Source organism: Streptomyces sp. NPDC048590 (assembly GCF_043199535.1).
Lineage (GTDB): Bacteria > Actinomycetota > Actinomycetes > Streptomycetales > Streptomycetaceae > Streptomyces.
The window spans coordinates 314,692-340,483 of sequence record NZ_JBICWC010000005.1; the positions used below are offsets into that span (position 1 = coordinate 314,692).

Here is a 25,792-nt window from a genome sequence, read left to right on the forward strand (position 1 = left end):
CGCCCCACCAGCAGGGAAGCGGCAATGCTGATCACGCGTGGTCTCCCCGTTGGCTCATCAGCGGGCCCCGCCGGAGGCGCCTCCGGGGCGCGAGCGGTACCAGGCCCACCTCGGGCCGGGTACCGCTCCGCCGAACGCGGCGTCAGCCGCCTGAACAGACGGCGCCGTTGAGACGGAAGACCGTCGGATCGGGGTTGGGGCCGTCATTGGCGCCGACGAACCCGAAGGAAGCCGTCGAGCCACCGTCCGGGGCCAAAGGACCCGCGTCCTCGGGGGCGGTGACCCGTACATGAGATCCGCTCTGGTGGAACGTGGCACTCCAGCCGGAGGAAACCGATTGGCCCGCCGTCGGCCAGTCCCAGTCCACCGTCCAGCCGGTGATCGGTGTGTCCGACAGGTTCTGGACGGTCACCGTGGTCACGAAGCCGTTGCCCCAGCTCGTGTCACGGTGGTAAGTCACCCTGCAGGCCGCGTCCGCGGGCGTGCTGGTCCTGAAGGTGAGCGGCGAGGACGGACGGGAGATCCGCCCAGAGGAGTCCGCCGCCAGAACGTTGACCGTGTGGGCGCTGCCCGGTGGCAGATTCCGCAGGGTCACCGAGGTGCCGGTGCTCTCCCCGATCAGGCGGGTGTGGGCACCGTCGCGCTCCTGGACCAGGTAGCGGCTCGCGCCCGGCGCCCCGTCCCACGTCAGGCGCGCGGTGGTGTCGGTCACCGCGTCCACGCGCGGGGTGCCCGGAGTGCTCGCGTTCGAGGCGCCCGGCCCTGTGCCGGCCTGCGGGTCGAGGGTCACGGTGAGCAGTGCGTACGGGTCCACGGTGACCTGCGACGCCGATGCCTCCCCGTCACGGACCTCGGTGATGTCGCCGTCGCCCCGGGCGTAACGGCTGACTTCCGGCGCGTTGCCGGACGGGATGAAGCCCGCGTAGTCGAGGGCCACGGTCCGCGCCGTGTCCGGGTTCTTGTTGATGAACATGACACTCAACCGCCCGTCACGCCGGAGCACGGCGTGTGCCGAGACGTCCTGCGCGGAGGACTCGGTGGCGACCATCGTGTCGCCCGCGGTGCCCAGCTCGCTGGTCATCTTCATCCCGTAGTAGGGATGGAAGGGCGTGTTCGGCGCCGGTTGGCAGACGTCACCGGTGCAGGCGCCACTCGACAGCATCCCCATGTCGCCGTAGTCGGTCTCGCCGTCGACAGTGGTGATCCGACCGGCGCCGTTGTGCGTGTTCCACCAGTCGACCGTGAACACGCCGTTCTCCAGCGCGGTCATGAACGCGTCGGCGGCGAAGAGGCCGTTGGGCCGGGCGGTGAGCCGGGCGCCACCGGTGTTGGTGTTGATCTCGGTGAGGGCGATCTCAATGTCGGAGGAGCCGGAGCCCGCGGCCCGGTCGATCTGGTTGCGCACCTCCCGGAGCTCGCCGGGCAGCTTGGCAAGCTTGCCCATGGCGTCCTCGGCGGTGGTGTCCGCTCCGCCGGCGTACCAGTGGACACTCACGAAATCGATGACGTCGGCCACCTCGGGGAGCACCGTGTGATTCCAGTCGCCGGAGTCTCCTGGGCCGACCACGCCGTCCGGCCACTCGCCGGGAGTGGTGAGGACCGCGCCGATCTTCACGGTGGGATCGACGGCCTTCATGGCCGAGGCGTAGGCGCGTACCTGACGTGCGTACTCCTTCGGGCTCTTGTCCTCGTGGTCGTCGTGCTCCCAGCCGCTGCCGTAATGACCGTTGCCGTAGATCTCGTTGCCGATCTCCCAGTACTTCGCGCCGTAGTCCTTGGTGACGTTCGCGTACCTGACCCAGCCGGCCGCCTCCTCAGGGGTGCCGGATCCGTAGTTCGCGATGAGGACCGGCTGCGCGCCGGCGGCTCGGACGGTGCCCATGAACGCGTCGAAGCCGGTGCCAGGTGCGACGTATCCTCCCGGGGCCGTATGCGTCTCCCAGTGGTAGATGTCAGCGTACGAACCTCCCGGGTATCGCATCACTCCGACATCGGCGGCCTTCATCAGGTCCGCCACCTCGGGATCGTTCATGTGAGCGTCCCAAATGGCGGTGTTGACGCCACGAGCGGCCTCGGAGAGCGTGCCCAGGGCCGCCTGGGCGTTCACCCGGACATCGACATCGGCGTCGCCCGCCGGCTGCGGAGCGGCGGGCGCCACACCGGCCAGCGAGGACAGCACGGCCAGAGAGGCGGCCATGACGGCGACGCCACGTACGAGGGGACGAATCCTTCTTCCGACAGGACGTCGGGGTGGGTGCGAGCGCACCGGCATGGGGCCTCCCAGGGATCTCGGCGGCACGGACGGAGTACTGCGGCGGCGCCGTGGGGCGGGCGAAGTCCGCTACGGCGACGGGTGCGGCCCGTCGGTGACCCGACGGTGAGGTGACGGCGGAGCAGCGGTGCACGTGCGGGTGCGGGTCAGCGGTCGAAGACGCCAACCTGTGGGAGCGCTCCCATCATTCGGAGGGCATGACATCCTGTCAACGCCCTGCACAGCCCGAATCCGGTGAACGGCCGCCACGAGTCGCTGGCACCGGCCGCGGCGCGGGAAGGTACATCTTCCGGGTGCAGGAGGCAGCGTCGTGTGCCGCCGGTGCGGACCGGCACGACCCGCCCCGACGAGCGGGCAAAGCCGTGGCCGTCCACTTCGCCGTGGTCTGGCTCGCCGAGTCTCGGGAGGGGTGTGCCGTCACACAGGGCAGTCGGGCCGCGGCCCGACAGCCGCGGCCGACGAGGTGGGAGCACCGCCCGACGTTCATGCGGCAGACTGGTGGTATGAAACCCGTCCTGCCGAGTTCCGCGGGTCTACGCAAGCGGGTGGGCACGGCCATTTTCGCTCAGGTCGCGGGACCGGCGGGCAACGAGAACCGGGCGCGTATCCACGAGACCCCTGGGCCTCGTTGGTTCGATGCCGACCGGCCGGTGCGAATCGTTCACGGTGACGCGTCGATGTTCATCGGCGGCCTGCGAGCACTACTGCTCCAGTCCCTGCACCCGCTGGCGATGGCAGCCGTAGGGGCGCATTCCGGGTATCGCGGTGACCCGTGGGGGAGGCTGCAGCGCACGAGCACCTTCCTGGCCGTCACGACGTACGGAACCTCGGCGGACGCCCAGGCCGCCGTGGACCGGGTGAGGGCCGTTCACGAGCAGGTGCGCGGACGGACCCCGCGGGGGGAGTCCTATCACGCTGCCGATCCGCATCTCCTCGGCTGGGTGCACGCGGCTGAGGTGGACAGCTTCCTCGTGGCCTACCAGCGGTACGGCGCGGCTCCGCTCGATGAAGCGGGCCGAGACGCCTACGTGGCCGATACGGCCCGCGTCGGGGAAGCACTCGGAGTGGCCGACCCTCCTCGTACTCATCGGCAGCTGACCGAGGTGTTGGCTGCCTACCGCCCTGAACTGCTCCCGACAGCTCAGGCGCGCGAAGCGGCAGACTTCATTCTCCGCCACCCGCCGCTGCCCCTCGCGGCTCGTCCGCCATACGCGGTTCTCGCCGCAAACGCGGTCTGCTCCCTCCCTTCCTGGGTCCGCGACGCCCTCTGTCTGCGACAGTCGCCACTCGTGCCAGGAGGCTGGGTGCAACCGGCCGGGCATCTGGTCACGCGTGCCATCCGCTGGGCCATGGCCCCGGACCGGCCCACGGAGCACTGATGAGACGTGTCAGATGCCGCTTGCTCGGCGACGCGGTCATGGAAAACCGCGTCCTATGGCGCGGTAGATCTGCAGAGAGACCCGGACGGCAACCCCCTACACGGCGGCAGCGTCGCCATCGACCTGCCTCCGGTCTTCACCAGCGAGGAGATCGCGACGTCACGGCCGCTACTGCGACCGGCCGGACACCGGACGCGGCGACGATCGACGCGGCCGTGGCGGCCGCGCGGGGCCGGGACGCGGTGGTGGTCACCACGGACAACGTCGGTGCCACCAGCGCGCAGCGCACTTTGGTCTCCCGGCTGTTGTCGACCGGCGTACCCGTGGTCCACCTCGCGGTGCGCAATCCCTACGACATCGCCCAACTCGGCCCGGTGCGGGCATCGCTGGCGTCCTACTGCTGGACCGAGGTCGAACTGCGCGCCGCCGCGCGGGTGATCGCGGGACGGGTCGATCCGCGTGGCAAGCTGCCTGTGCCCGTCCAGCGGGCCGACGATCCGGCCGAGATCCTCTTCGCCGCCGGACACGGTCTGTCGTACCACGACTGACACAGGGGTCCCCGCACCGTCTTCCGGTGCCCGTGCACGCTTCCGGTTCGGGAACGGGCACGGGTGACTCCGGCTCGCTGCGGGGGCGGCCGGCCGCAGCGAACCGCTGCCCACCTGAGCCTTCGATGCCGAATGGGTCAGGCGCTCGATGCGTGACCCCGCGCCAGCCAGGCGGGCTTCACGGTGCCGGGCGAACTCGGCCGAACAGCCGTCCGGCGAGATCGACGCCGATGACAGCGCCGTCGGAGTCCCTGGAGAAGTAACCACGCTGCCCCTTGAGGCCGCCTTCGGTGATGACGTACTCGTCGCCGTCGCCGGGAAGAAAGGCGATGGCCGCGGCGGAGTACCCCGGAGGCATCTCCTCGTCCGAAGCTGCGCGGACCTCCGGCTTGATGTCCACCGCCAGGGTGAGACGGCTTCCCTCGTCGGCGATGGCGAGGTTCATCGCGTCGATCTCGTAGTGGCCGGCGACATCTGCGGCCCGGTCCCCGTCGTAGGGGAGCGGCTCGGGCTCCTGCTCGATCACGCCGAGGTAGTGCTCCAGGGCCCACTTCACCACGGACTGGTTGAAGGAGTATCCGTCAGGACCGGAATTGGACAGGGCGACCACCGCGAAGTCGCGCTCCGGCACGATGAACAGCTCGGCGAACTGGCCGTTGCCCGAGCCTCCGTGTCCGATCCCGGCGAGGCGTGCCGGCAGGTGATCCGAGAGTGTGCGCAGGGTGGGTATGCCCGGGCGTTGTTGTGGGTCGGATTGTCGAACGCGGTGGCAGGGCGCCCGGATCCGCGCGCGACGAAGCGCGGGTGAAGCCGGCAGGCCTCAGCCGGCGGCCCGGTGGGACGTGCGGGGCGCGGACGGCAGGGGAGCCTGCGCGGCTCGGGTGACGTCTCCGATCAGCTCGACCACATCGGCGCCGTACGCCTGGGAGTTGACCACCTTCAGGAGCAGGACGAAGGAGCTGTTGCGGTGCTTGCGCTGCAACTTGTCGTGGTTGCGCATCAGGTAGCGCGAGGCGGCCTGGTTGGTGATGGCGCGCTGACCGCAGAAGAGGAAGACGGGGCGGGCGTCCTGACCACCCGTCAGTCTGGCGAGCAGGACATACTCCTCGACGCCCGCCTCGAGCCGGTAGCGTTCCGAGCCGATCTGGAAGGACGCGCGGTCGGGGCCCGGTTCGGACTGGGTGTTGATCTTCACGCCGGGGAGCAGTGACTGCAGATGGGCGGCCATACGCCGGTTGGAGCCCGGCCCGCCGACGCAGAACTCGGTGCGTTCGCCGAAGCCCTGCCGCGCGGTGTCGTGCGAGACGATCTGGGCGTGCGCCTCGCAGTCCTTGATGAGGGCGGAGAGTTCGAGCAGGGCGAAGACGTCGTTGCGGTGCACCGCGCCGTCGCCGCTGGGGTCGCGATTGACGACGAGCAGGCATTCCGAGTTCCCCGGCATCCCGAAGAACGCCTGCTTCCTGCGGAGCTTGCGCCGCCACAGGTACGTACGGGCGACCCAGCCGAGAGCGGCGCTGATCCCGGCGGCTATGAGACCGAGCACGATGTTGCGTACGTCGTCATTCATGAGCGCGCATATTAGCGGCCCGTTCGGACAGATGGCCGATGCGGTCCTGACGTTACGAGGGAGGCGGCGTTACCCTGCGCGGACGATCCTTCACAGGAGGTACGGATGCGTCGTTCCGTCGGCCGGAATGTGTCGTTCCTAAGTGTGATCGCCGTCATCGGCTCGCTCGGTGCCGCTGCTCCCGCGGCCTCGGCGCCGCCTGTCCCGCCTCCCAAGTCGCCGGTGGCGGTCGGGTACGGGGGAGCGGTGTCGAGCGTCGACGCGGACGCCTCGGCGGCGGGTATCGAGGTGCTCCGCAAGGGCGGCAACGCGGTTGACGCAGCCGTGGCCACCGCCGCCGCCCTCGGGGTGACCGAGCCGTACTCCGCGGGTATCGGAGGCGGCGGGTACTTCGTCCACTACGACGCACGGACCGGGCGCGTCGAGACCGTCGACGGCAGGGAGACGGCCCCGCGCAGCGCGGACTCCTCGCTCTTCCTGGAGGACGGAAAGCCGATCCCCTTCAACGACGCCGTCACCAGTGGCCTGGGCGTCGGCACCCCGGGCACGCCCGCGACATGGCAGAAGGTGCTCGACGCCTGGGGGAGCAAGCCGCTGGGGCGGCTGCTCGAACCGGCCGAGCGGCTCGCCCGGGACGGATTCACCGTGGACGAGACCTTCCGCTCGCAGACGGCCGCCAACCAGGCGAGGTTCGCCGACTTCCCCGACTCCGCCGAACTCTTCCTGCCCGGCGGCCAGTTGCCGGTGACCGGATCGGTCTTCAAGAACCCCGACCTGGCGCGTACGTACCGGACGCTCGGACGCGAGGGGGTCGACGAGTTGTACCGGGGCCGACTGGCCCGGGACATCGTGTCGACGGTGAACAACCCGCCGGTGGACCCCGCGTCGAGCCGGGTTGCGCGTCCGGGGGAACTGACGGCCGCGGACCTCGCGGGCTACCGGGCCCTGCGCCAGGCGCCGACGAGGACCGGATACCGGGGCCTCGACGTGTACGGCATCGCACCGTCGTCCTCCGGCGGCACCAGTGTCGCCGAGGCGCTCAACATCCTCGAATCGACGGATCTTTCGAAGGCGAGTGAAGCGGGGTACCTGCACCGCCTCATCGAGGCGAGCCGGATCGCGTTCGCCGACCGGGGCCGCTGGCTGGGTGATCCGGCCTTCGAGGACGTGCCCACCCGTGAGCTCCTCAGCCAGCGCTTCGCCGACTCCCGCGAGTGCCTCATCAAGGACGACGCCGTCCTCACCAGTCCGCTCGCTCCCGGCGACCCCCGCCGTCCCGCCGCCTGTGCGAGCGGAGGTACGGCCGCCCCGACGACCTACGAGGGGGAGAACACGACGCACCTGACGACCGCCGACAAGTGGGGCAACGTCGTCGCCTACACCCTGACGATCGAGTCGACGGGCGGCAGCGGTATCACCGTCCCCGGCCGGGGGTTCCTTCTCAACAACGAGTTGACCGACTTCTCCTTCGCGCCGGCGAACCCCGCGGTGCACGACCCGAACCTGCCCGGCCCGTCCAAGCGCCCCAGGTCCTCGATCTCGCCGACCATCGTGCTGGAGCACGGAAAGCCCGTGCTGGCTCTGGGGTCACCGGGTGGTGCCACCATCATCACCACCGTCCTCCAGTCGCTGACCGGCCACCTCGACCGAGGGCTGCCGCTCGTCGACGCGATCGCGGCGCCACGCGCCAGCCAGCGCAACGCGGCCACCACCGAGATCGAGCCCGGACTGTGGAACAGCCCGGTGCGGGGTCAGCTGGAAGCCATCGGACACGTGTTCAAGCAGAACCCGGAGATCGGGGCGGCCACCGGCATCCAGCGGCTGTCCGGGGGGCGCTGGCTGGCGGCCGCGGAAAAGGTGCGGCGCGGTGGCGGCTCGGCCATGGTGGTGCACCCGAGCGGTCGTCCGTGACGGTCCCACGCGTGTGAGCGGCCCCGGGGCCGGTACGGGCGCACTCCGGCGTCCTGCCGGCCCCGGGGCCGTGAAGCGGCTCGGCCGCGACCGCAAGGGAGGTTCCGACCGGGCCTCCGAGTCCAGTGAAAGGGCATTCCACACGGTGCGAACACGCATGCTCGCCCTCGCCGCGGCCTCGGCGGCCGCTCTCGCCGCCTCCGCCCTTCCCGCGACGGCCGGCCCCACGGCCGACGGCGCGAGCGAAGGGGCGGTCGGCGCCGCGGAACTGCTGGACCGCGTCAAGAACTGCACCCGGATCTCCCACGGGAAGTACCGGACGGACCAGGGCGCACGGGCGGACATCCCGGTGTGCGGGACGAAGGAGGCCGTGTTCTGGACGGCGGACATGGACATCGACTGCGACGGCAGGTCCACCAAGGTCTGCAACAGGAGGACGGACCCCTCGTTCCAGTCCCAGACGGCCTTCCAGACGTCCGCCGGAAAGCACCTGGATGCCGCCGAGCTGCCGTACATCGTCGTCCCGGGACCCGGCCCGCTCTGGAAGTACGCGGAGTCGGGTGTCAAGGGCGGGAGTGTTGCCGCCGTCATCCACGACGGAAAGGTCCGGTACGCGGTCGTCGGGGACACCGGTCCCACCGGCATCATCGGCGAGGCGTCCTACGCGACCGCCAAGGGCCTCGGCATCGATCCCGACCCGAGGACCGGGGGTGTCGCCTCCGGCGTGACCTACATCGTGTTCCGGAACTCCGAGGCCGCCCCCATCGAGGACCACACGGCCGCGGTCACCGAGGGTGAGGCGCTCGCCAGGGCGTTCGTCTCCGGCGGCTGACCGGCCGCGCTCCCGGTCAGAGCGCGGTCAGGATGCGCGGGCCGTCGTCCGTGATCGCCACGGTGTGCTCGGCGTGTGCGGCCCGGCTGCCGTCGTCCGTCCGGAGGGTCCAGCCGTCCGGATCGGCGTGGAAGACGTCCTGTCCGCCGGCGATCAGCATCGGCTCGATGGCCAGCACCATCCCGTGCTTCAGGGGCATGCCCCGCCCGGGGCGCCCCTCGTTGGGCACGGACGGATCCTCATGCATCTGCCGGCCCACCCCGTGCCCGCCGAACCCCTCGGGGATGCCGTACCCGGCCTTTCTGCAGACCGTGCCGATCGCGTGGGCGATGTCCCCGATCCGGTTGCCCACGACCGCCGCCGCGATGCCCGCGTCCAGCGCGTCGAACGCCGTGTCGACGAGGCGGACGTCCTCGGGCCTCGGCCGGCCGACGATGAAGCTGACGGCGGAGTCGCCCGCCCAGCCGTTCAGGGTCGCACCGGCGTCGATGCTCACCAGATCGCCGTCGCGGAGCCGGTATCCGTCCGGGATGCCGTGCACGATCGCGTCGTTAACCGAGGCACAGATCACCGCCGGGAACGGTGTGGGGGCGAAATGCGGCTTGTAGTGGAGGAAGGGGGAGCCCGCGCCCGCCTCGCGCAGCACCTCGTGCGCGATCTCGTCGAGTTCACGCAGTGACACACCGACTGCCGCGGCCTCCCGCGCCGCGGTCAGCATCCGGGCGACGACCCGGCCGGTCTCGCGCATCGCTTCGATGGAGGAATCCGTCTTGAGTTGCACCATGCCAATTACTATACCGGTCTGACCGGTATTAGAATGACGGCATGGTCCGTACCCCCTTGACCCCCGAAGAGCGCCGCCGCGGCGAGCGGCTCGGCGAACTGCTGCGCGAGGCACGCGGCGGGCGCAGCATGGTCGCGATCGCCGCGAGCGCCGGAATCTCGGCCGAGACGCTCCGCAAGATCGAGACGGGGCGAGCGCCCACCCCCGCCTTCTTCACGGTCGCCGCCCTCGCCGGCGCCCTCGGGCTGTCGATGGACGAGCTGCTCACCCGGTGCGAGCCCGTGGCCGGGACGCTGCCGGCGCCAGGGAGCCTGCCACTCACCGCATAGGCCCGGGGCCTGTCCAGTACGGGGCGATCCTGGCGCACGCCGGGAGCGCGCACCGGACGCCGCGGGCTGATCCACGAAGATCCGCCGGACAGACCCTAGTAGGGTCGCTCCGTGACCCTCCAGGACTTCGCCCGCAGTGAGTACGTCAGCCTCACCACGTACCGGAAGGACGGCACCGCCGTCGCCACGCCCGTCTGGGCCGCGGCGGACGGCGGTGTGCTGTACGTCTGGACCCGGACCGACTCCTGGAAGGTCAAGCGGCTGCGCAACGACAGCCGGGTCCGCGTGACGGTCTGCGACGTCCGGGGCCGGATCGCCGAGGGCGCGCCGAGCGCCGAAGGTACGGCCCGGCTGCTCGACGGCGAGGAGACGGGCGGTGTGCGCAAGTTGCTCGCTCGTAAGTACACGTGGAAGTTCTGGCTGGTGGACTGGCCCGCCATGGTCGCGCGGCTCGGGAAGCGCCCCCACACGGGGATTGCGGTCACGCTCCGGGGGGCGTGAGCGTCCCGCGGTCGCGCTCACGCCGCAGCAGGCCCGAAAAGCGCGCGTAGCCCTTCCGTAACACCCCTGCGGTCGAATGCCCGCGGACTGGAATGCTCCAGTCCCTGGCGACCGATGAGGGCGACGGTGACGGTGCAGCAACAGGCATGGGAAGTAAGGGCGTTCGCCGAGTACCTACGGGATCTGGCTGCCCTGCTCGATCCCGGACGAGGCTGGTACGGCGTCTTCTGCGCGCGGGACCCCGAGGGCATGCGTGCCTGCTTCGAAGGTACCGAGGTGCCGCCCTGGGACGTGGTCGAGTCGATGCTGCAGGATCTCGCCGCGGTGCGTGGGGACGAGTTCGCCGCCCGGGAGTCCCTGCAGGCAGCCGCGTTGTGCGCCGCGTCGGCCGCCGCGCACGACAGGCGCCCCGGAGGCAGACAGGCTCTCGTCGACCGGCTCGGTGTGATGCTCCAGGAGCAGTCCTACGCGGCCCGGAGGATGAGGGCGGCGGGCACGGGCGAGCCGGGCCCGCGCGCGGGGGAGTCGGACGCCCTGGCCTGGGCGCGGGACGACCACAACCGGGCCACGGCCCGCTGCGACGAACTCCGCAACCGGCTCTCGGCCGTGGACAGTACGGTGCCGGACACCTGGTTCCGGGAGCAGGGCGGCGCCGGAGAGCCGGGCCGGGGCGGAACATCGGCGGTCCTCCCGGGCCCGCGCAGGCCGGAGCAGTCCGGATCCTCCCGTGAGCGCCCCGGTCGGCAGCCGCAGGCCCCCGTGAAGAAGCGCACGAAGCCGCGGGGGGCCCGGTTCGCCGGGCTGGAGACCGAGGAGGACGAAGTCATGCCGATGCCGGTGGACATGCCTGTCCTGCCGGCCCCTTCTCCGGCCGTCGCCGCGCCGCGCGGCGCCAGGTTCCAGGGCGCGGGCACCGAGCGGGCGCCGGAGCGGCCCCCTCGCACCGAGCCCGACCCCGCGGTGCTGCGCGCCGCCGACGACGCCGTCGCGCTGCTCGTGCGACTGCGCGCGGAAGGCCGCACCGGAGAGGCGCACGTCGTCCTCTGCGAGGCCGCGGGCCGGCCCGCCGGACATCTGCCGGTGCTTGCCGTCGCCCTGCACCGGGCGGGCCTGGACGCCGACTGGGCGACCCTCCTGTGGGAGGTGTCCACCCTGCCGCCGACCCAACTCGCCGCCGCCGCAGGCGCGCTGGCCGAAGCCGGCCGCACCGGTGACTGCGGCCGACTGCTCCGGCAGGGGGCGTCCCGGCCGGCCGGCGAGATCGCCGATGCCGTCGTCGCCCTCGACCGGGCCGGACTCGAACCTGAGGCGCGGGCCCTCCTGGGCGCCTTCGTCCGCGTACACACACCGGAGGACTCCGCCCGCATCGCCGAAGGCGGGCCCCGCCACATCGTGCCCCAACTGCTCGCCGCCGCACGCGAAGTCTCCGCCGCGCACGAGTGGGACGTGGTCCACGCGCTCAGGGTGGCGGGCATCGCGGCACCGTAGCCGCGCCTTCCCGTCTGACCGGGCATGGCTCCGGCGCCGTGGGCCGGTCATCCGCCGCCCAGCAGCCCGTCGAGCAGTCCACCGACCAGGGTGCCGAGCGGGCCCCGTGCGCCGGACGTCCCATCGTCGTCCGGTCCCTCGGTGCCGGTGCCGGTGCCGTCGGAGGGGGCCGGAGCGGGGGAGTCCGGGCGGGCGCCGGCTCCGGGGTCCACCGTGCCGCTCCCGGCGCCCGTGGCGGGCGCGGAGGGTTTCGGGGTGGCGCCACCGGCGGACCCCGGGGAGGGGGCGTCCACCGGAGCCTCGGTCGCCGCCCCGGACGGCACCGTGTCGATCAGCGGCACGGCGGCAGGGTCCGCGGACGCCCTGCGGGGCTCGGGAGTGACGGTCGCGGCGGTCGCCGGACGAGGCTTCTTCCCGGTCGCACCGCCGCCCTGTTCCGTGGCCGGAGACGGCGTGCGGCCGTCGCCCTCCGCACCCGGGGTGGTGCCGCGGTCCAGGCCCATGGCCCGGGGCAGTCGCAGGAAGGGGGCGGTGGAATCGCCGCCGACCAGCGTGGCCACCAGGGTCGTGGCATAGCAGGCGCAGCAGATCGCGGTGATGGTTCCCGTGCGACGCCAGGTCCGGCCGCGCCGCCCCGTCGCGTCGACGAAGACCGGGCCGTTCGAAGGAGCCGGGTTCCGGCCGGCCCGTCCGGCGGCGGTCTCGTGAGCAGGGCTGACGTCGGCCACCGCCCGGGAGTTCCCGTCCACCGTCACCTGGCGTCCGTGCGCCTCGCCCGTGCCTCCGGTCCCGCCCGGGCGCGCCCCGGTCTCCGGTTTCTCGTCCACCACTGCGCCGCGTATACCCATGTGCGTCTCCACGTGTCTGCCCGCCGGTCGGTCCGGGCCGGGATCGTCCTTCGCCGGGGTTCGCGTGCGTGCGCCCGAGAGGTCCGGCGTCATTGCCGGCCCTTCCGCTCCCCGTTTCGCTTCGGAGCCAACGGCCTTGTGGATTGGTCCGATTGGCTGCTGAACCGATAACCGACGGAGGTGACTGGAGGTAACGCGTGGTGCCTGTGGTGGCCGGTTTTCGCGCCGTCCGCCGAGGTCTCGGCGCCAGGGCCTCCGTACGGCTCCGGCGAGGCTGTGGACCGCTCGGGTGTGAAACATGATCGACTCAGCCGGTTCACGGCGATGGTCTTGCCCCGGTGTGTGACGGGGCTTACGTTCTCCTCCTATGCACCGTGTCTACGGGCGTAGAGAACGCAGAGGCTCTCTGACGCCGCGTCGAAGGAGCAGCTCATGTCCCACGTCGTACGCGCCGCACTCGTCCAGGCGACCTGGACCGGCGACACCGAATCCATGATCGCCAAGCATGAGGAACACGCGCGCGAGGCAGCCCGGCAGGGTGCGAAGATCATCGGCTTCCAGGAAGTGTTCAACGCGCCGTACTTCTGCCAGGTGCAGGAACCGGAGCACTACCGCTGGGCCGAACCCGTCCCGGACGGGCCGACCGTCCGCCGTATGCAGGACCTCGCCCGTGAGACCGGCATGGTCGTCGTCGTCCCGGTCTTCGAGCTGGAGCAGTCCGGCTTCTACTACAACACCGCGGCCGTGATCGACGCCGACGGTTCCTACCTGGGCAAGTACCGGAAACACCACATCCCACAGGTCAAGGGATTCTGGGAGAAGTACTACTTCAAGCCCGGGAACGCCGGGTGGCCGGTCTTCGACACGGCGGTCGGAAAGGTCGGCGTATACATCTGCTACGACCGGCACTTCCCCGAGGGGTGGCGTCAACTCGGACTCAACGGTGCTCAGTTGGTGTACAACCCGTCGGCCACCTCTCGTGGCCTCTCTGGTTACCTGTGGCAGCTGGAGCAGCCCGCCTCCGCCGTCGCCAACGAGTACTTCATCGCGGCGATCAACCGCGTGGGCCAGGAGGAGTACGGGGACAACGACTTCTACGGGACGAGCTACTTCGTCGACCCGCGGGGCCAGTTCGTCGGGGACGTCGCCAGTGACAAGGAGGAGGAACTCCTCGTCAGGGACCTCGACTTCGGACTGATCGAGGAGGTCCGCAAGCAGTGGGCCTTCTACCGGGACCGCCGGCCCGACGCGTACGAGGGGCTGGTCGAGCCGTGACCGGACTGCACGAACGTCACCTGGCCGTCAGCCCCGACTGGCTGGCGCTCTACTACCGGCAGCCGCTGGAGCTGACCCACGGCGAGGGGCGTCACGTCTGGGACGCCGACGGCAACCGCTACCTCGACTTCTTCGGCGGCATCCTCACCACGATGACCGCGCACGCCCTGCCCGAGGTCACCAAGGCCGTCTCCGAGCAGGCGGGGCGGATCATCCACTCCTCCACCCTCTACCTCAACCGCCCCATGGTGGAACTCGCCGAACGGATTGCCGCACTCTCCGGCATCCCCGACCCGCGGGTCTTCTTCACCACATCGGGCACCGAGGCCAACGACACCGCGCTTCTGCTGGCCACAGCCCACCGTGGGTCCAATCAGATCCTGGCGATGCGCAACAGCTACCACGGCAGGTCCTTCTCCGCGGTGTCCGTCACCGGCAACAGGTCCTGGTCGACGACCAGTCTGTCGCCGCTGCAGACGATGTACGTCCACGGCGGCGTCCGGGGCCGGGGCCCGTACGCCGAACTGAGCGACGAGCGGTTCATCAAGGCCTGCGTCGCCGACCTCGAGGACCTGCTCGGCCACACCAGGGGCGCCGCCGCCCTGATCGCCGAACCCGTCCAGGGGGTAGGTGGGTTCACCGCCCCGCCCGACGGTCTGTACGCGGCCTTCCGCGAGGTCCTCGACCGGCACGGCATCCTCTGGATCTCCGACGAGGTGCAGACCGGCTGGGGGCGGACGGGCGACCACTTCTGGGGCTGGCAGGCCCACGCCTCGAGCGGGCCGCCCGACATCCTCACCTTCGCCAAGGGGATCGGCAACGGCATGTCCATCGGAGGCGTCGTCGCCCGCGCCGAGGTCATGAACTCCCTTGACGCCAACTCCATCTCCACCTTCGGCGGTTCCCCGGTCACCATGGCCGCCGGGCTCGCCAACCTCTCCTACCTGCTGGAGCACGATCTCCAGGGCAACGCCCGACGTGTCGGCGGGCTGCTCCTCGAGCGGCTCCGGGCTGTCGGGGCGGCCTCACCCGCCGTACGGGAGGTACGTGGACGTGGGCTCATGATCGGCATCGAGCTGGTGAGACCCGGCAGCGACGAGGCCGCGCCGGACGCCGCCGCCGCCGTACTCGAAGCCGCCCGGGAGGGCGGACTGCTGATCGGCAAGGGCGGAGGCCACGACACGAGTGTCCTGAGGATCGCACCTCCGCTGTCGCTCACCGTCTCCGAGGCCGAGGAAGGCGCGGCCATTCTGGGCGAGGCGCTGCGGGCGGCCGGTTAGGACCACCCGGCCGCCCGCTCGTCCACCACGAGCGGGCGGCCGGCCACCTCGGCGACCGGGTCCGGTCGCCGACGCGAATGGAGACGAGTAGTGACACGCACTCTGATCACCGGCGGACTGGTCGTCACGGCGTCCGACGAACTCCACGTGGACGTGCTCGTGGAAGGCGGACAGGTCGTCGCCCTCGCCACTCCGGGAAGCCACGGCTGGACCGCCGACCGGGTCATCGACGCCACGGGGAAGTACGTCCTGCCGGGCGGTGTCGACGCGCACACGCACATGGAGATGCCGTTCGGCGGCACCTATGCCGCCGACACCTTCGAGACCGGGACCCGGGCCGCCGCCTGGGGAGGCACCACCACCATCGTCGACTTCGCCATCCAGAGCATCGGCGGCTCGCTGCAGGAAGGGCTCGACACCTGGCACGCGAAGGCCGACGGCAAGTGCGCCGTCGACTACGCCTTCCACATGATCCTCTCGGACGTGAACCCGTCGACGCTGAAGGAGATGGACCGCCTGGTCGCGGAGGGCGTCACCTCCTTCAAGCTCTTCATGGCCTATCCGGGCGTGTTCTACAGCGACGACGGCCAGATCCTCCGCGCCATGCAGCAGGCCTCCGGCAACGGAGGGCTGATCATGATGCACGCGGAGAACGGCATCGCCATCGACGTCCTGGTCGAGCAGGCACTCGCCGAGGGCCGCACCGACCCGCGTTACCACGGCGACGTCCGCAAGGTGGCCCTGGAGGCCGAGGCCACCCACCGCGCCGTCCAGCTGGCCCGGGTCGCCGGATCACCGCTGTACGTCGTGCACGTCTCAGCGGACGAGGCCGTGGCGGAGATCGCCGCCGCGCGTCACAAAGGGCTCCCGGTGTTCGGCGAGACCTGTCCGCAGTACCTCTTCCTCTCCACGGACAACCTCGCCGAACCGGACTTCGAGGGCGCCAAGTACGTGTGCTCGACACCTCTGCGCCCCCGGGAGCACCAGGAGGTGCTCTGGCGCGGGCTCCGGAACAACGAGCTTCAGGTCGTGTCGACCGACCACTGCCCGTTCTGCTTCTCCGGACAGAAGGAGATGGGCCGCGGCGACTTCTCCAAGATCCCGAACGGCATGCCCGGCGTGGAGAACCGCATGGACCTGCTGCACCAGGCGGTCGTCGAGGGCCGGATCTCGCGCAGGCGCTGGGTCGAGATCGCCTGTGCCTCTCCGGCCCGGATGTTCGGGCTCTACCCGAAGAAGGGCACCGTCGCGCCAGGTGCCGACGCCGACATCGTCATCTACGACCCGGCCGCCGAGCAGACCATCTCCGCCGCGACCCACCACATGAACGTCGACTACTCCGCCTACGAGGGGAAGCGCGTGACGGGCCGGGTGGAGACGGTGCTCTCCCGCGGCGTACCGGTGATCGCGGGAGGTGAGTACGTGGGGCACGCCGGGCACGGTACGTATCTGCCCCGGGGGACGTGCCAGTACCTTTGAGGCCGCCCGTCGCTGGACGCGCCGCCCGCCCCTGCCGGGGCGGGCCTCTACTCCCTGACGAACGCCAGGAGGTCGGGGTTGATGACCTCCGGATGCGTCGAGAGCATGCCGTGGGGGTAGCCCTCGTAGCTCTTGAGCCGGCCGTCGGGCAGGAGCTTCGCGGACAGCGGCCCGGCGTCCTCGTAGGGGACCACCTGGTCGTCGGTGCCGTGCGCGACCAGGACGGGGACCTCGATCCTTTTGAGGTCCTCGGTGAAGTCGGTCTCCGAGAAGGCCTTGATGCACTCGTAGTGCGCGTTGGCCGCGCCCCGCATGCCCTGCCGCCACCAGTTGTCGATCAACCCCTGCGACACCTCGGCCCCGGGGCGGTTGAACCCGTAGAACGGACCCGACGCCACCTCGATGTAGAACTGAGCGCGATTGGCCGCGAGCGCGGAGCGGAAACCGTCGAAGACCGCGATCGGGAGCCCGCCGGGGTTCGACTCGGACTTCACCATGACCGGTGGCACCGCGCTGACGAGCACGGCCTTGGCGACCCGCCCCGGCTCCGCACGGGCGACGTACCGTGCCACCTCGCCGCCGCCCGTGGAGTGACCGATGTGCACGGCCCCCCGCAGGTCGAGGGCCTCGGCCACCGCCGCCACATCGGCGGCGTAGGTGTCCATCTCGTGCCCGCCGGAAGGCTGGCCGGATCGTCCGTGGCCGCGCCTGTCGTGGGCGACGACCCGGTAGCCGTGGGACAGGAAGAACAGCATCTGGCTGTCCCAGTCGTCCGCGCTGAGCGGCCAGCCGTGGTGGAACACGACCGGCTGGGCGTCGCGCGGCCCCCAGTCCTTGTAGAAGATGCTCGTGCCGTCTGCGGTGGTGACCGTGCCCATGTCGATCCTTCGGCTGGAGACGATGGAATCGCCCGCGCCACGAGGAAGGTGAGGGCGGGCGGGGAACGTGGCGTGCGCGTGTCCGGCGGCCCGGCGAACAGGCGTGGCACCCGTCGTCGGCAAGGCCGAGGCGCAACCCTCCGAACCATACCTTCGATGGATTTACGTTTCATTTCGGACAGGCGTCCGGGTGTGGCCGGTGACCCGTCCCAGGGCGCCGCCGGGCTCCCTCCCCGGGCCTCCCGGCCCGGGGCCCCGCGCCGGGAACCTCCCTCCGCTGGGTCGGGAGAGGAGCGGTACCGCCCACCCTCTGCGACGCGCGATACCGGGAGCCGCGGTGCCGCGTCCGACGTGGCCCGGCGTGGAAGGCTGCTCACAGCTCACCCCGCCGACGCGGTCCGCCGCGTTCTCCCCGTCCGCCTGTCCGCCGCGATGCGCGCGGGCAGGCGGCTCACCCCGCCGATCCGGTCACGGTGCCCGCAACCGCGCGCCACGTGTCAGTTCTTCGACAAGGAGCATCTGTCATGGAATTCGGTCTCGTCCTCCAGACCGACCCGCCCGCGTCGGCGGTCGTCGGACTCATGCGCCGCGCGGAACGCAACGGCTTCCGCTACGGCTGGACCTTCGACTCGACGGTGCTCTGGCAGGAGCCGTTCGTCATCTACAGCCGGATCCTGGAACACACCGAGCGGCTCGTCGTCGGGCCGATGGTGACGAACCCGGGGACCCGCACCTGGGAAGTCACCGCCTCCACCTTCGCCACCCTCAACGAGATGTACGGCAACCGCACCGTCTGCGGCATCGGGCGCGGGGACTCCGCGATGAGGGTGGCGGGCCGCAAGCCGAACACACTGGCCCGGCTGGGCGAGGCCATCGACGTCATCCGGGACCTCGCCGAGGGCCGCGAAGCCACCGTCGACGGACAGCCGGTCCAGCTCCCCTGGGTGAAGGACGGCAAGCTTCCCGTCTGGATGGCCGCGTACGGGCCCAAGGCCCTCGCGCTGGCCGGGGAGAAGGCCGACGGCTTCATCCTCCAGCTGGCCGACCCCTACCTCACCGAATGGATGGTCAAGGCCGTGCGCGAGGCCGCGGCCACGGCCGGCCGTGACCCGGACTCCCTCACCATCTGCGTCGCCGCACCGGCCTACGTCGGCGACGACCTGGCGCACGCGCGTGAGCAGTGCCGCTGGTTCGGCGGCATGGTCGGCAACCACGTCGCCGATCTCGTCTCCCGGTACGGGGAGCACTCCGGACTCGTGCCGGAAGCCCTCACCCAGTACATCGAGGGGCGTTCCGGCTACGACTACAGCCACCACGGCCGGGCCGGGAACCCGGACACGGCCTTCGTCCCGGACGAGATCGTGGACCGGTTCTGCCTGCTGGGCCCGGCCGAGGCGCACATCGAGAAGCTCATGGTCCTGCGGGACCTGGGCGTCGACCAGTTCGCCGTCTACGACATGCACGACGCCCGCGAGGCCACCATCGACGCCTACGGCTCCACGATCATCCCCGCACTCTCCGCCTGACCCCTCCGCACAGCGACGGCCTCCGGCCCCGCCCACCCGCGCCCCGCACGGCACCTCTCCCCGAGTCTCCCGAGCGAAGGGTCACATCACCATGACCGCCACCGTCCCACCCCTTCCACCGTCCGCTTCCGGCGAGCCGATATCCGATCCCTCCGGCAGGACGGAACTCGCCCCCGGGGCTCTCCCCGGGGACTCCCGCTTCGTCAACGACGATCTGCTGCCGGTCCCACTGGAGCGGCGCACCTGGACCACGTACAACTTCGCCGCGCTGTGGATCGGGATGGCGCACAACATCCCGTCCTGGCTGCTCGCCTCCGGGCTCGTGGCACTCGGCATGGACTGGAAGCAGGCCGTCCTCACGATCGCGCTGGCCAACGTCATCGTGCTGGCACCGATGCTGCTGACCGGGCACGCCGGTCCCAAGTACGGCATTCCCTTCCCCGTGCTGGCGCGTGCCTCCTTCGGGCTGCGCGGTGCCAACCTGCCGGCTCTGATCCGGGCGGCGGTCGCGTGCGCCTGGTTCGGGATCCAGACCTGGATCGGCGGGGTGGGGATCTTCACGCTGCTGGGCAAGATGTTCGGCGGCTGGGCGCGGGCCGGTGAGATCGGCGGCCAGCCCTGGACGCTCTGGCTCTGCTTCGTCCTCTTCTGGGCCCTCGAACTCGCCATCATCCACCGGGGTATGGACACCCTGCGCCGCTTCGAGAACTGGGCGGCTCCCTTCGTCCTCGTCGGCGCCGTCGTGCTGCTGGTCTGGGTGGCGGTCAAGGCCGGCGGCTTCGGTCCGCTCCTCGACCAGCCGTCGGCGCTCGGCTGGGGATCGGACTTCTGGCCGGTCTTCTTCCCCTCCCTGATGGGGATGATCGCCTTCTGGTCGACGCTCTCCCTGAACATCCCGGACTTCACCCGCTTCGGTGCCGGTCAACGGGCCCAGATCCGGGGGCAGTCACTCGGGCTCCCGACCACGATGACCTTCTTCGCGCTGCTCTCGGTCTTCGTCACCTCCGGTTCGCAGGCTGTGTACGGGGAGGCCGTCTGGGACCCGGTCCAGCTCGTCGCGAGGACCGACAACGTCTTCGGGCTGCTCTTCGGCCTGATCACCGTGCTGGTCGCGACGATCTCCGTGAACATCGCGGCCAACGTCGTCTCACCGGCGTACGACCTCGCCAATCTCGCCCCGAAGCTCATCAGCTTCCGCACCGGCGCGCTGATCACCGGGGTGGTGGGCGTCCTGATCATGCCGTGGAAGCTCACCGAGACGCCCGAGCTGTACATCTTCACCTGGCTCGGGCTGGTGGGCGGTCTGCTCGGCACGGTGGCCGGAATCCTGATCGCCGACTACTGGATCATCCGCCGGACCGTCCTGGACCTGCCCGACCTCTATCTGCCGGGCGGCCGCTACTGGTACACGGCGGGCTGGAACTGGCGTGCCGTGCTGGCCTTCGCCGTCGGAGGCGTGCTCGCCGTCGGAGGTTCCCACTCCGCCCCGGGCGCGGGTCCGTTCCCTGACGACGGGCTGATCCCGTTCCTGAGGCCGCTCGCCGACTACGGCTGGGCCGTCGGCCTGGCCTCCTCGCTCGTGCTGTACACGCTCCTGAGCCTGGGGGTCAGGAAGGGGCGGACGTCCGGCTGAGCAGGGAGCTGATGTCCACCGTCTCGTCCGCGGAAGGCGTGGCCGTGGGAACCGGCGTGCCATAGTCGCTGAGGTCCACGGCCGCGTCCGCTCCGTCACCCCGCAGGGTGATCCGCACGGGATGGTGGTCGCCCCCGGAGTCCACGTACGTGGTCGTGGTCAGCCGGTCGCCGTCGGTCCTGGTGACGGGAACCGTCCGTACCCCGTCCACGGTCGTCACCTCGCCCTTGGTGAACCCCGTGCCGGGGTTGTCTGCGACGAGCTCGCGGAAGGTGTCCAGGTCGCACGCCTGTACGGCGGGGCGCAGCCGTGAGTCCGAGGCGTCACCCTTGAGGTACCGGCCCGCGACCACGGCCTCGAAGGCCTCGCCGCCGATCGGAACCTGGTTCTCCCAGAAGTCGGAGTCCGGCTTGACCCAGACGTCGTCGCCCCGTTTGACGATCTTGATGTCGCCCTTGCCGCTGCCCAGATCGATGTCGCCCGCGCAGTTGCCCGACCGGTCGAGGCTGAGGTCGATGGTCATCGGTTCCCTTCCCTCGCCCAGGTCGCCCTGCGCGTGGAGGCGGAGCGAGTCGGCGGCGAGCAGTGCCTCGCGGGCGCGGTCGGCGATCTGCTGGGCGGGGAGGGATTCGAAGTCGTCGTCGGCGTGGGCCGTCGCACCCGTGGTGACGGTGAGTGCGACGACCGCCGCGCAGGCGGCTGCACGGGCGGCGATGCGCTGACCTGTCACGGTGCCTCCTCGGAGAACGTCCCTGGTCAAGGCCCTTACGTTGTCTCACCCTTCCCAGCGAGCGTACGCCCGCGCGCGGTTGCCTGCCCGGCGGGCGGGGTGTACGGAGGGTGAGGTGGGGCGGTGTTTTGCGTCACGGAACGTGGGGGATGAGCGCCCCGAAGATCACCGGCACCGACCGGGATCACCGGAACAGACCGGATCGAAGGGGAGAGCATGAAGAAGCCACACCGGCAGGGTGCCGTCCGCGCGTCGGCCCGCGCCATCGCCGTCCTGGGGCTTTCCGCAGCCCTGGCCTCGCCGGCCTCCGCGGCCCCCGCCGCGACCCCGCCGGGACTGTCCTGCGACACCGGCAAGCACGCCGTCGACGACTACACCGGGTACGCGCTCTGCAGGAACAACGGCACGGCGACCCAGACCTTCTGGGTCCACCTGGTGTGCGGCTGGTCGCCCGACGTGGACGGGAACCACGTCACGCTGCGACCGGGGGAGTCCGGGCAGTCGACCGCCCACTGCGCCGGTCTCGGCTCCGGGATCGGCGAGATCCACGTCCGTCCGTAGGATCCGCGCGGCGCGTGGCCCCGCGCCGCGCGGCCTCCGCGGTGCGGGGTCCTTGAGCGTGTCCCCCCGCCTCGTTACTCTCCAGTAGACCCGGCCGGGCGGGCCCCGGGCGGACCGCCGGGGGCTGGCGCCCCCGCTGACGCGAGGAGGCGGTGGCGATGTCCTCAGCAGACCCCACGGAGCGGACCGGGCCGCCCGGGCCGCCGCCCGGCCCGCCGGGGCCGTCCCCGCAGCCGGGGCTGGTGGACTGCGCACGGCAGCTGGCCGAGGGGCGGGCCACCTCGACCGGGCTGGTCGCGGCGGCTCTCGCGCGGATCGAGGCGAGCAGGCACGTCCTCAACGCCTTCCGGCAACTGCGCTCCGAGGCCGCGCTGGCGGAGGCCGCCGAGGCCGACCGCAGGCTCGAGGCGGGGGAGCGCCTTCCGCTGCTCGGGGTCCCAGTTGCCGTCAAGGACGACACCGACGTCGCCGGGATGCCCACCTACTTCGGCTGCGACGGAGTGCTCCCGCCCGCCGCGGCGGACAGCGAGGCGGTCCGCAGGCTGCGGGCCGCCGGGGCCGTCGTCGTCGGCAAGACCAACTCGTGCGAGCTCGGACAGTGGGCCTTCACCGAAGGGCCGGCGTTCGGAGCGACCCGCAACCCCTGGAGCACCGCGCACACGCCGGGCGGCTCGTCCGGCGGCTCCGCGGCGGCCGTCGCGGCCGGACTCGTCCCCGCCGCGCTGGGCTCGGACGGCGCGGGCTCCATCCGCATCCCGGCCGCCTGGACCCATCTCGTCGGCATCAAACCGCAGCGGGGCCGGATCTCCGTCCACCCCCGCACCGACGCCTTCCAGGGGCTCACCGTCAACGGCCCGCTCGCCCGCACGGTCGCCGACGCGGCCCTGCTCCTGGACTCCGCGGCCGGACCCCACCCCGGCGACCCGCACCGCCCGCCCGCCGTCGACGCCTCCGCCGCGGCCCGTCGCGACCCGGGCAGACTGCGCATCGCCCTCTCCGTGCGGCCTCCGCTCACCCTCACCCGCAACGCACCCCACCCGGAGGTCGTGCGCGCCGTCACCACCCTCGCCGAAGCGCTCGCCCGGCTCGGCCACGACGTCGAGGAGGCCCGGCCCCGCTACGGTCTGATCGGCCTCTCCTTCGTCCCCCGGGCCACCGCCGGCATCGCCGAACTGGCCGCGCTGCACCCCGAGCCCGGGCTGCTGGATCCACGCACCCGCAGTGCCCTGCGCACCGGCACCCGCCTCGGCGGCCGGGTCGTCCGGGCAGCCCGTGCGCGTGAGGTCCGCCAGCACGCCAGGATCGGAACCTTCTTCCGCACCGCCCCCGGCGGGCCCGGGTACGACGTGCTGCTCACCCCGACCACGGCGGCCCCGCCCCCGCGTGTCGGGGCCTTCGACCACCTCAGCGCCTGGCGCACCGACCTCGCGATGACCGCCGCCTGCCCTTACGCCTGGCCGTGGAACGTCCTCGGATGGCCCGGGGTGAACGTTCCCGCCGGCTTCACCCACGACGGCCTGCCGCTCGGTGCGCAACTCCTCGGCCCGTCCCGCAGCGAAGCCCGGCTCATCTCCCTCGCCGCCCAGCTGGAGGCCGACCTTCGCTGGTACGAGCACCGCCCGCCCTTCCCCGCGGCAGCGGACTGACCGGTTCCATCGGGAATGGCGCGGGCCACTGTGGAGAGGGGACCGGTCACGAGATATCTTGATGTCAAGCAATGTTGCAGACGTGGAGCGGAGCACCCGGTGACTGACTCGACCATCATCTATACGCACACCGACGAGGCCCCCGCCCTGGCGACGTACTCGTTCCTGCCGGTCATCGAGGCGTACGCCTCGACGGCGGGTGTCACGGTGGAGCGCCGTGACATCTCCCTGGCGGGGCGCATCATCGCGGGGTTCCCGGAGCGTCTCAAGGCCGATCAGCGTATCGATGACGCGCTCGCCGAGCTCGGCGAGCTGGCCACGACTCCCGGCGCGAACATCATCAAGCTGCCCAACATCTCGGCCTCGATCCCGCAGCTCAAGGCCGCGATCGCAGAGCTCCAGGAGCAGGGCTACGACCTCCCGGACTACCCGGACGACCCGAAGACCGACGAGGACAAGGACGTCCGCGCGCGGTACGACAAGGTCAAGGGCAGCGCGGTCAACCCCGTCCTGCGTGAGGGCAACTCCGACCGCCGCGCCCCCGCGTCGGTCAAGAACTACGCCAAGGCCCACCCGCACCGCATGGGCGCCTGGACCGCAGATTCCAAGACGAACGTCGCCACCATGGGTGTGGACGACTTCCGTTCGACGGAGAAGTCCGCCGTCATCACGGAGGCCGGCACGCTGCGCATCGAGCTCGCGGGCGACGACGGCACGACCACCGTGCTGCGCGAGTCCGTCCCGGTCCTCGCCGGTGAGGTCGTGGACGCGGCCGTCATGCGCGTCGCCGCGCTGCGCGAGTTCTTCACCGCGCAGGTCGCCCGGGCCAAGGCCGAGGACGTGCTGTTCTCCCTGCACCTCAAGGCCACGATGATGAAGGTCTCCGACCCGATCATCTTCGGCCACGCCGTACGCGCCTTCTTCCCGAACACCTTCGCCAAGTACGGCGAGGCGCTCGCCGCCGCCGGCCTGACCCCGAACGACGGTCTCGGCGGCATCCTCAAGGGCCTCGACTCCGTGGACTCCGGTGCCGAGATCAAGGCGTCCTTCGAGGCCGAGCTCGCCGAGGGCCCGGCCCTCGCGATGGTCGACTCCGACCGTGGCATCACCAACCTGCACGTCCCCAGCGACGTCATCGTCGACGCCTCGATGCCGGCCATGATCCGTACCTCCGGTCACATGTGGGGCCCGGACGGCAACGAGGCCGACACCATCGCCGTCCTCCCGGACAGCAGCTACGCCGGTGTCTACCAGGTCGTCCTCGACGACTGCCGCGCCAACGGCGCCTTCGACCCGTCGACCATGGGCTCGGTGCCCAACGTCGGTCTGATGGCGCAGAAGGCCGAGGAGTACGGCAGCCACGACAAGACCTTCGAGATCCCCGCCACCGGCACGGTCCGGGTCCTCGACGGCAACGGTTCCGTCGTCCTCGAGCAGGCCGTCGGCGCCGGTGACATCTTCCGGATGTGCCAGACCAAGGACCTGCCGATCCAGGACTGGGTCAAGCTGGCCGTCACCCGCGCCCGCGCGACCGGCAGCCCGGCCGTGTTCTGGCTCGACGAGGGCCGCGCGCACGACGCCAACCTGATCGCCAAGGTCAAGACCTACCTGGCCGACCACGACACCGAGGGCCTGGACATCTCGATCCGGACCCCGGAGGAGGCCACCGCGTTCTCGCTGGAGCGCATCCGCCGCGGCGAGGACACCATCTCGGTGACCGGCAACGTGCTGCGTGACTACCTCACCGACCTCTTCCCCATCCTCGAGCTCGGCACCAGCGCGAAGATGCTCTCGGTCGTCCCGCTGATGAACGGCGGCGGACTGTTCGAGACCGGCGCCGGCGGCTCCGCGCCGAAGCACGTCCAGCAGCTGGTCAAGGAGGACTACCTGCGCTGGGACAGCCTGGGTGAGTTCCTCGCCCTCGCGGTCAGCTTCGAGCACCTGGCCACGACCACGGACAACGCGCGCGCCAAGGTGCTCGGCGAGACCCTGGACCGTGCCACCGGCACCTTCCTCAACGAGGACAAGTCCCCGAGCCGCAAGCTCGGTGGCATCGACAACCGCGGCAGCCACTTCTACCTGGCGCTCTACTGGGCCCAGGAGCTTGCCGCGCAGTCCGACGACGCCGCGCTCGCCGAGGCGTTCGGGCCGCTCGCCAAGACGCTGTCCGAGCAGGAGCAGACCATCGTCGCCGAGCTCATCGCCGTCCAGGGCAAGCCGGTCGACATCGGCGGCTACTACCAGCCCGACCCGGCGAAGGCGGAGGCCGTCATGCGTCCCTCGGCCACCTTCAACAAGGCCATCGCGTCGCTGGGCTGATCCCCG

General features: G+C 71.1%; 21 protein-coding genes and 1 pseudogene. 15 read left to right on the top strand and 7 right to left on the bottom strand.

Annotated features, from left to right (window positions below):
• Window positions 1-142: 142 nt before the first annotated feature.
• Entirely contained in the window at window positions 143-2,272 is a 2,130-nt protein-coding gene (locus ACGFNN_RS17325) for a cellulose binding domain-containing protein (protein ID WP_393556685.1), read from the bottom strand.
• A 503-nt stretch (window positions 2,273-2,775) separates the two neighbouring features.
• Between ACGFNN_RS17325 and ACGFNN_RS17330 the strand changes: the two genes are divergently transcribed.
• Both ACGFNN_RS17330 and ACGFNN_RS17335 read left to right on the top strand, forming a co-directional pair.
• Window positions 2,776-3,651, top strand: a complete 876-nt coding sequence (locus ACGFNN_RS17330; protein ID WP_393556687.1) for an oxygenase MpaB family protein — start codon at window positions 2,776-2,778, stop codon at window positions 3,649-3,651.
• Between the two features lie 83 nt (window positions 3,652-3,734).
• A pseudogene (locus ACGFNN_RS17335) lies at window positions 3,735-4,199 on the top strand (glycoside hydrolase family 3 C-terminal domain-containing protein); the annotation flags it as partial.
• Between the two features lie 178 nt (window positions 4,200-4,377).
• Here ACGFNN_RS17335 and ACGFNN_RS17340 read toward each other — a convergent pair.
• Window positions 4,378-4,830 carry a hypothetical protein gene (locus ACGFNN_RS17340; protein WP_393556689.1) on the bottom strand — a complete coding sequence of 151 codons (453 nt, stop codon included), beginning with the start codon at window positions 4,828-4,830 and terminating at the stop codon, window positions 4,378-4,380.
• A gap of 189 nt (window positions 4,831-5,019) precedes the next feature.
• Complete coding sequence (locus ACGFNN_RS17345) at window positions 5,020-5,766, bottom strand: hypothetical protein (RefSeq protein ID WP_393556690.1); 747 nt, start codon at window positions 5,764-5,766, stop codon at window positions 5,020-5,022.
• A 105-nt stretch (window positions 5,767-5,871) separates the two neighbouring features.
• Between ACGFNN_RS17345 and ggt the strand changes: the two genes are divergently transcribed.
• The gene (gene ggt / locus ACGFNN_RS17350) at window positions 5,872-7,677 is read left to right on the top strand and encodes a gamma-glutamyltransferase (protein WP_393556691.1); all 1,806 of its coding nucleotides are present in this window, start codon (window positions 5,872-5,874) and stop codon (window positions 7,675-7,677) included.
• A 157-nt stretch (window positions 7,678-7,834) separates the two neighbouring features.
• Window positions 7,835-8,509, top strand: coding sequence for a glycoside hydrolase family 75 protein (locus ACGFNN_RS17355; protein WP_393556693.1), 675 nt, complete (start codon window positions 7,835-7,837; stop codon window positions 8,507-8,509).
• A gap of 16 nt (window positions 8,510-8,525) precedes the next feature.
• Here the strand turns inward: ACGFNN_RS17355 and map are convergent, their stop codons facing one another.
• Window positions 8,526-9,293, bottom strand: a complete 768-nt coding sequence (map, locus tag ACGFNN_RS17360) for a type I methionyl aminopeptidase (RefSeq protein ID WP_393556695.1) — start codon at window positions 9,291-9,293, stop codon at window positions 8,526-8,528.
• Between the two features lie 41 nt (window positions 9,294-9,334).
• Here map and ACGFNN_RS17365 point away from each other — a divergent pair, with 41 nt between their 5' ends.
• From ACGFNN_RS17365 to ACGFNN_RS17375, 3 genes are all read left to right on the top strand, one after another.
• Complete coding sequence (locus ACGFNN_RS17365; RefSeq protein WP_393556697.1) at window positions 9,335-9,622, top strand: helix-turn-helix domain-containing protein; 288 nt, start codon at window positions 9,335-9,337, stop codon at window positions 9,620-9,622.
• Window positions 9,623-9,733: 111 nt separating this feature from the next.
• Window positions 9,734-10,123 (top strand): PPOX class F420-dependent oxidoreductase, encoded by a 390-nt coding sequence (locus ACGFNN_RS17370; protein WP_362544812.1) that lies wholly within the window; start codon window positions 9,734-9,736, stop codon window positions 10,121-10,123.
• 126 nt (window positions 10,124-10,249) lie between these two features.
• Window positions 10,250-11,611: a hypothetical protein gene (locus tag ACGFNN_RS17375; RefSeq protein ID WP_393556699.1), complete on the top strand. Its 1,362-nt coding sequence runs from the start codon at window positions 10,250-10,252 to the stop codon at window positions 11,609-11,611.
• 47 nt (window positions 11,612-11,658) lie between these two features.
• Here the strand turns inward: ACGFNN_RS17375 and ACGFNN_RS17380 are convergent, their stop codons facing one another.
• Complete coding sequence (locus ACGFNN_RS17380; RefSeq protein ID WP_393556701.1) at window positions 11,659-12,459, bottom strand: hypothetical protein; 801 nt, start codon at window positions 12,457-12,459, stop codon at window positions 11,659-11,661.
• Between the two features lie 432 nt (window positions 12,460-12,891).
• Here ACGFNN_RS17380 and ACGFNN_RS17385 point away from each other — a divergent pair, with 432 nt between their 5' ends.
• From ACGFNN_RS17385 to hydA, 3 genes are all read left to right on the top strand, one after another.
• A complete protein-coding gene (locus ACGFNN_RS17385; protein WP_362544803.1) occupies window positions 12,892-13,734 on the top strand; it encodes a nitrilase-related carbon-nitrogen hydrolase in 843 nt (280 codons plus the stop codon).
• On the top strand, window positions 13,731-15,014 hold the full coding sequence (locus ACGFNN_RS17390) for an aspartate aminotransferase family protein (protein WP_393556703.1): 1,284 nt from the start codon (window positions 13,731-13,733) through the stop codon (window positions 15,012-15,014). The genes ACGFNN_RS17385 and ACGFNN_RS17390 overlap by 4 nt, the downstream gene beginning before the upstream one ends.
• Before the next feature lie 90 nt (window positions 15,015-15,104).
• On the top strand, window positions 15,105-16,493 hold the full coding sequence (gene hydA, locus ACGFNN_RS17395; protein ID WP_393556705.1) for a dihydropyrimidinase: 1,389 nt from the start codon (window positions 15,105-15,107) through the stop codon (window positions 16,491-16,493).
• A gap of 47 nt (window positions 16,494-16,540) precedes the next feature.
• Here hydA and ACGFNN_RS17400 read toward each other — a convergent pair whose 3' ends face one another.
• Window positions 16,541-17,371 carry an alpha/beta fold hydrolase gene (locus ACGFNN_RS17400; protein ID WP_393556707.1) on the bottom strand — a complete coding sequence of 277 codons (831 nt, stop codon included), beginning with the start codon at window positions 17,369-17,371 and terminating at the stop codon, window positions 16,541-16,543.
• A gap of 524 nt (window positions 17,372-17,895) precedes the next feature.
• Here ACGFNN_RS17400 and ACGFNN_RS17405 point away from each other — a divergent pair.
• On the top strand, window positions 17,896-18,897 hold the full coding sequence (locus ACGFNN_RS17405) for a TIGR03842 family LLM class F420-dependent oxidoreductase (protein WP_393556709.1): 1,002 nt from the start codon (window positions 17,896-17,898) through the stop codon (window positions 18,895-18,897).
• Window positions 18,898-18,988: 91 nt separating this feature from the next.
• Window positions 18,989-20,530: an NCS1 family nucleobase:cation symporter-1 gene (locus ACGFNN_RS17410; protein WP_393556711.1), complete on the top strand. Its 1,542-nt coding sequence runs from the start codon at window positions 18,989-18,991 to the stop codon at window positions 20,528-20,530.
• On the opposite strand, the gene ACGFNN_RS17415 is transcribed toward ACGFNN_RS17410, so the two are convergent.
• The gene (locus tag ACGFNN_RS17415) at window positions 20,505-21,260 is read right to left on the bottom strand and encodes a hypothetical protein (RefSeq protein WP_393556713.1); all 756 of its coding nucleotides are present in this window, start codon (window positions 21,258-21,260) and stop codon (window positions 20,505-20,507) included. The genes ACGFNN_RS17410 and ACGFNN_RS17415 overlap by 26 nt on opposite strands.
• Window positions 21,261-21,476: 216 nt before the next feature.
• On the opposite strand from ACGFNN_RS17415, the gene ACGFNN_RS17420 reads away from it, so the two are divergent.
• The 3 genes from ACGFNN_RS17420 to ACGFNN_RS17430 all read left to right on the top strand — a co-directional run bounded on the left by ACGFNN_RS17420 (window position 21,477) and on the right by ACGFNN_RS17430 (window position 25,786).
• Window positions 21,477-21,821, top strand: coding sequence for a hypothetical protein (locus tag ACGFNN_RS17420; protein ID WP_393556714.1), 345 nt, complete (start codon window positions 21,477-21,479; stop codon window positions 21,819-21,821).
• Between the two features lie 158 nt (window positions 21,822-21,979).
• Window positions 21,980-23,467 carry an amidase gene (locus ACGFNN_RS17425; RefSeq protein WP_393556716.1) on the top strand — a complete coding sequence of 496 codons (1,488 nt, stop codon included), beginning with the start codon at window positions 21,980-21,982 and terminating at the stop codon, window positions 23,465-23,467.
• Window positions 23,468-23,566: 99 nt separating this feature from the next.
• Entirely contained in the window at window positions 23,567-25,786 is a 2,220-nt protein-coding gene (locus ACGFNN_RS17430) for an NADP-dependent isocitrate dehydrogenase (RefSeq protein ID WP_393556718.1), read from the top strand.
• Window positions 25,787-25,792: the final 6 nt, after the last annotated feature.

What these genes read in the sequence shown, in the direction of transcription:
- ACGFNN_RS17330 (WP_393556687.1), top strand. Translation starts at nt 2,776, where the DNA reads ATGAAACCCGTCCTGCCGAGTTCCGCGGGTCTACGCAAGCGGGTGGGC.
- ACGFNN_RS17345 (WP_393556690.1), bottom strand. Translation starts at nt 5,766, where the DNA reads ATGAATGACGACGTACGCAACATCGTGCTCGGTCTCATAGCCGCCGGG.
- ACGFNN_RS17325 (WP_393556685.1), bottom strand. Translation starts at nt 2,272, where the DNA reads ATGCCGGTGCGCTCGCACCCACCCCGACGTCCTGTCGGAAGAAGGATT.
- ACGFNN_RS17365 (WP_393556697.1), top strand. Translation starts at nt 9,335, where the DNA reads ATGGTCCGTACCCCCTTGACCCCCGAAGAGCGCCGCCGCGGCGAGCGG.
- ACGFNN_RS17355 (WP_393556693.1), top strand. Translation starts at nt 7,835, where the DNA reads ATGCTCGCCCTCGCCGCGGCCTCGGCGGCCGCTCTCGCCGCCTCCGCC.
- ACGFNN_RS17385 (WP_362544803.1), top strand. Translation starts at nt 12,892, where the DNA reads ATGTCCCACGTCGTACGCGCCGCACTCGTCCAGGCGACCTGGACCGGC.
- ACGFNN_RS17425 (WP_393556716.1), top strand. Translation starts at nt 21,980, where the DNA reads ATGTCCTCAGCAGACCCCACGGAGCGGACCGGGCCGCCCGGGCCGCCG.
- ACGFNN_RS17420 (WP_393556714.1), top strand. Translation starts at nt 21,477, where the DNA reads ATGAAGAAGCCACACCGGCAGGGTGCCGTCCGCGCGTCGGCCCGCGCC.
- ACGFNN_RS17410 (WP_393556711.1), top strand. Translation starts at nt 18,989, where the DNA reads ATGACCGCCACCGTCCCACCCCTTCCACCGTCCGCTTCCGGCGAGCCG.
- ggt (WP_393556691.1), top strand. Translation starts at nt 5,872, where the DNA reads ATGCGTCGTTCCGTCGGCCGGAATGTGTCGTTCCTAAGTGTGATCGCC.
- ACGFNN_RS17405 (WP_393556709.1), top strand. Translation starts at nt 17,896, where the DNA reads ATGGAATTCGGTCTCGTCCTCCAGACCGACCCGCCCGCGTCGGCGGTC.
- map (WP_393556695.1), bottom strand. Translation starts at nt 9,293, where the DNA reads ATGGTGCAACTCAAGACGGATTCCTCCATCGAAGCGATGCGCGAGACC.
- ACGFNN_RS17380 (WP_393556701.1), bottom strand. Translation starts at nt 12,459, where the DNA reads ATGGGTATACGCGGCGCAGTGGTGGACGAGAAACCGGAGACCGGGGCG.
- ACGFNN_RS17400 (WP_393556707.1), bottom strand. Translation starts at nt 17,371, where the DNA reads ATGGGCACGGTCACCACCGCAGACGGCACGAGCATCTTCTACAAGGAC.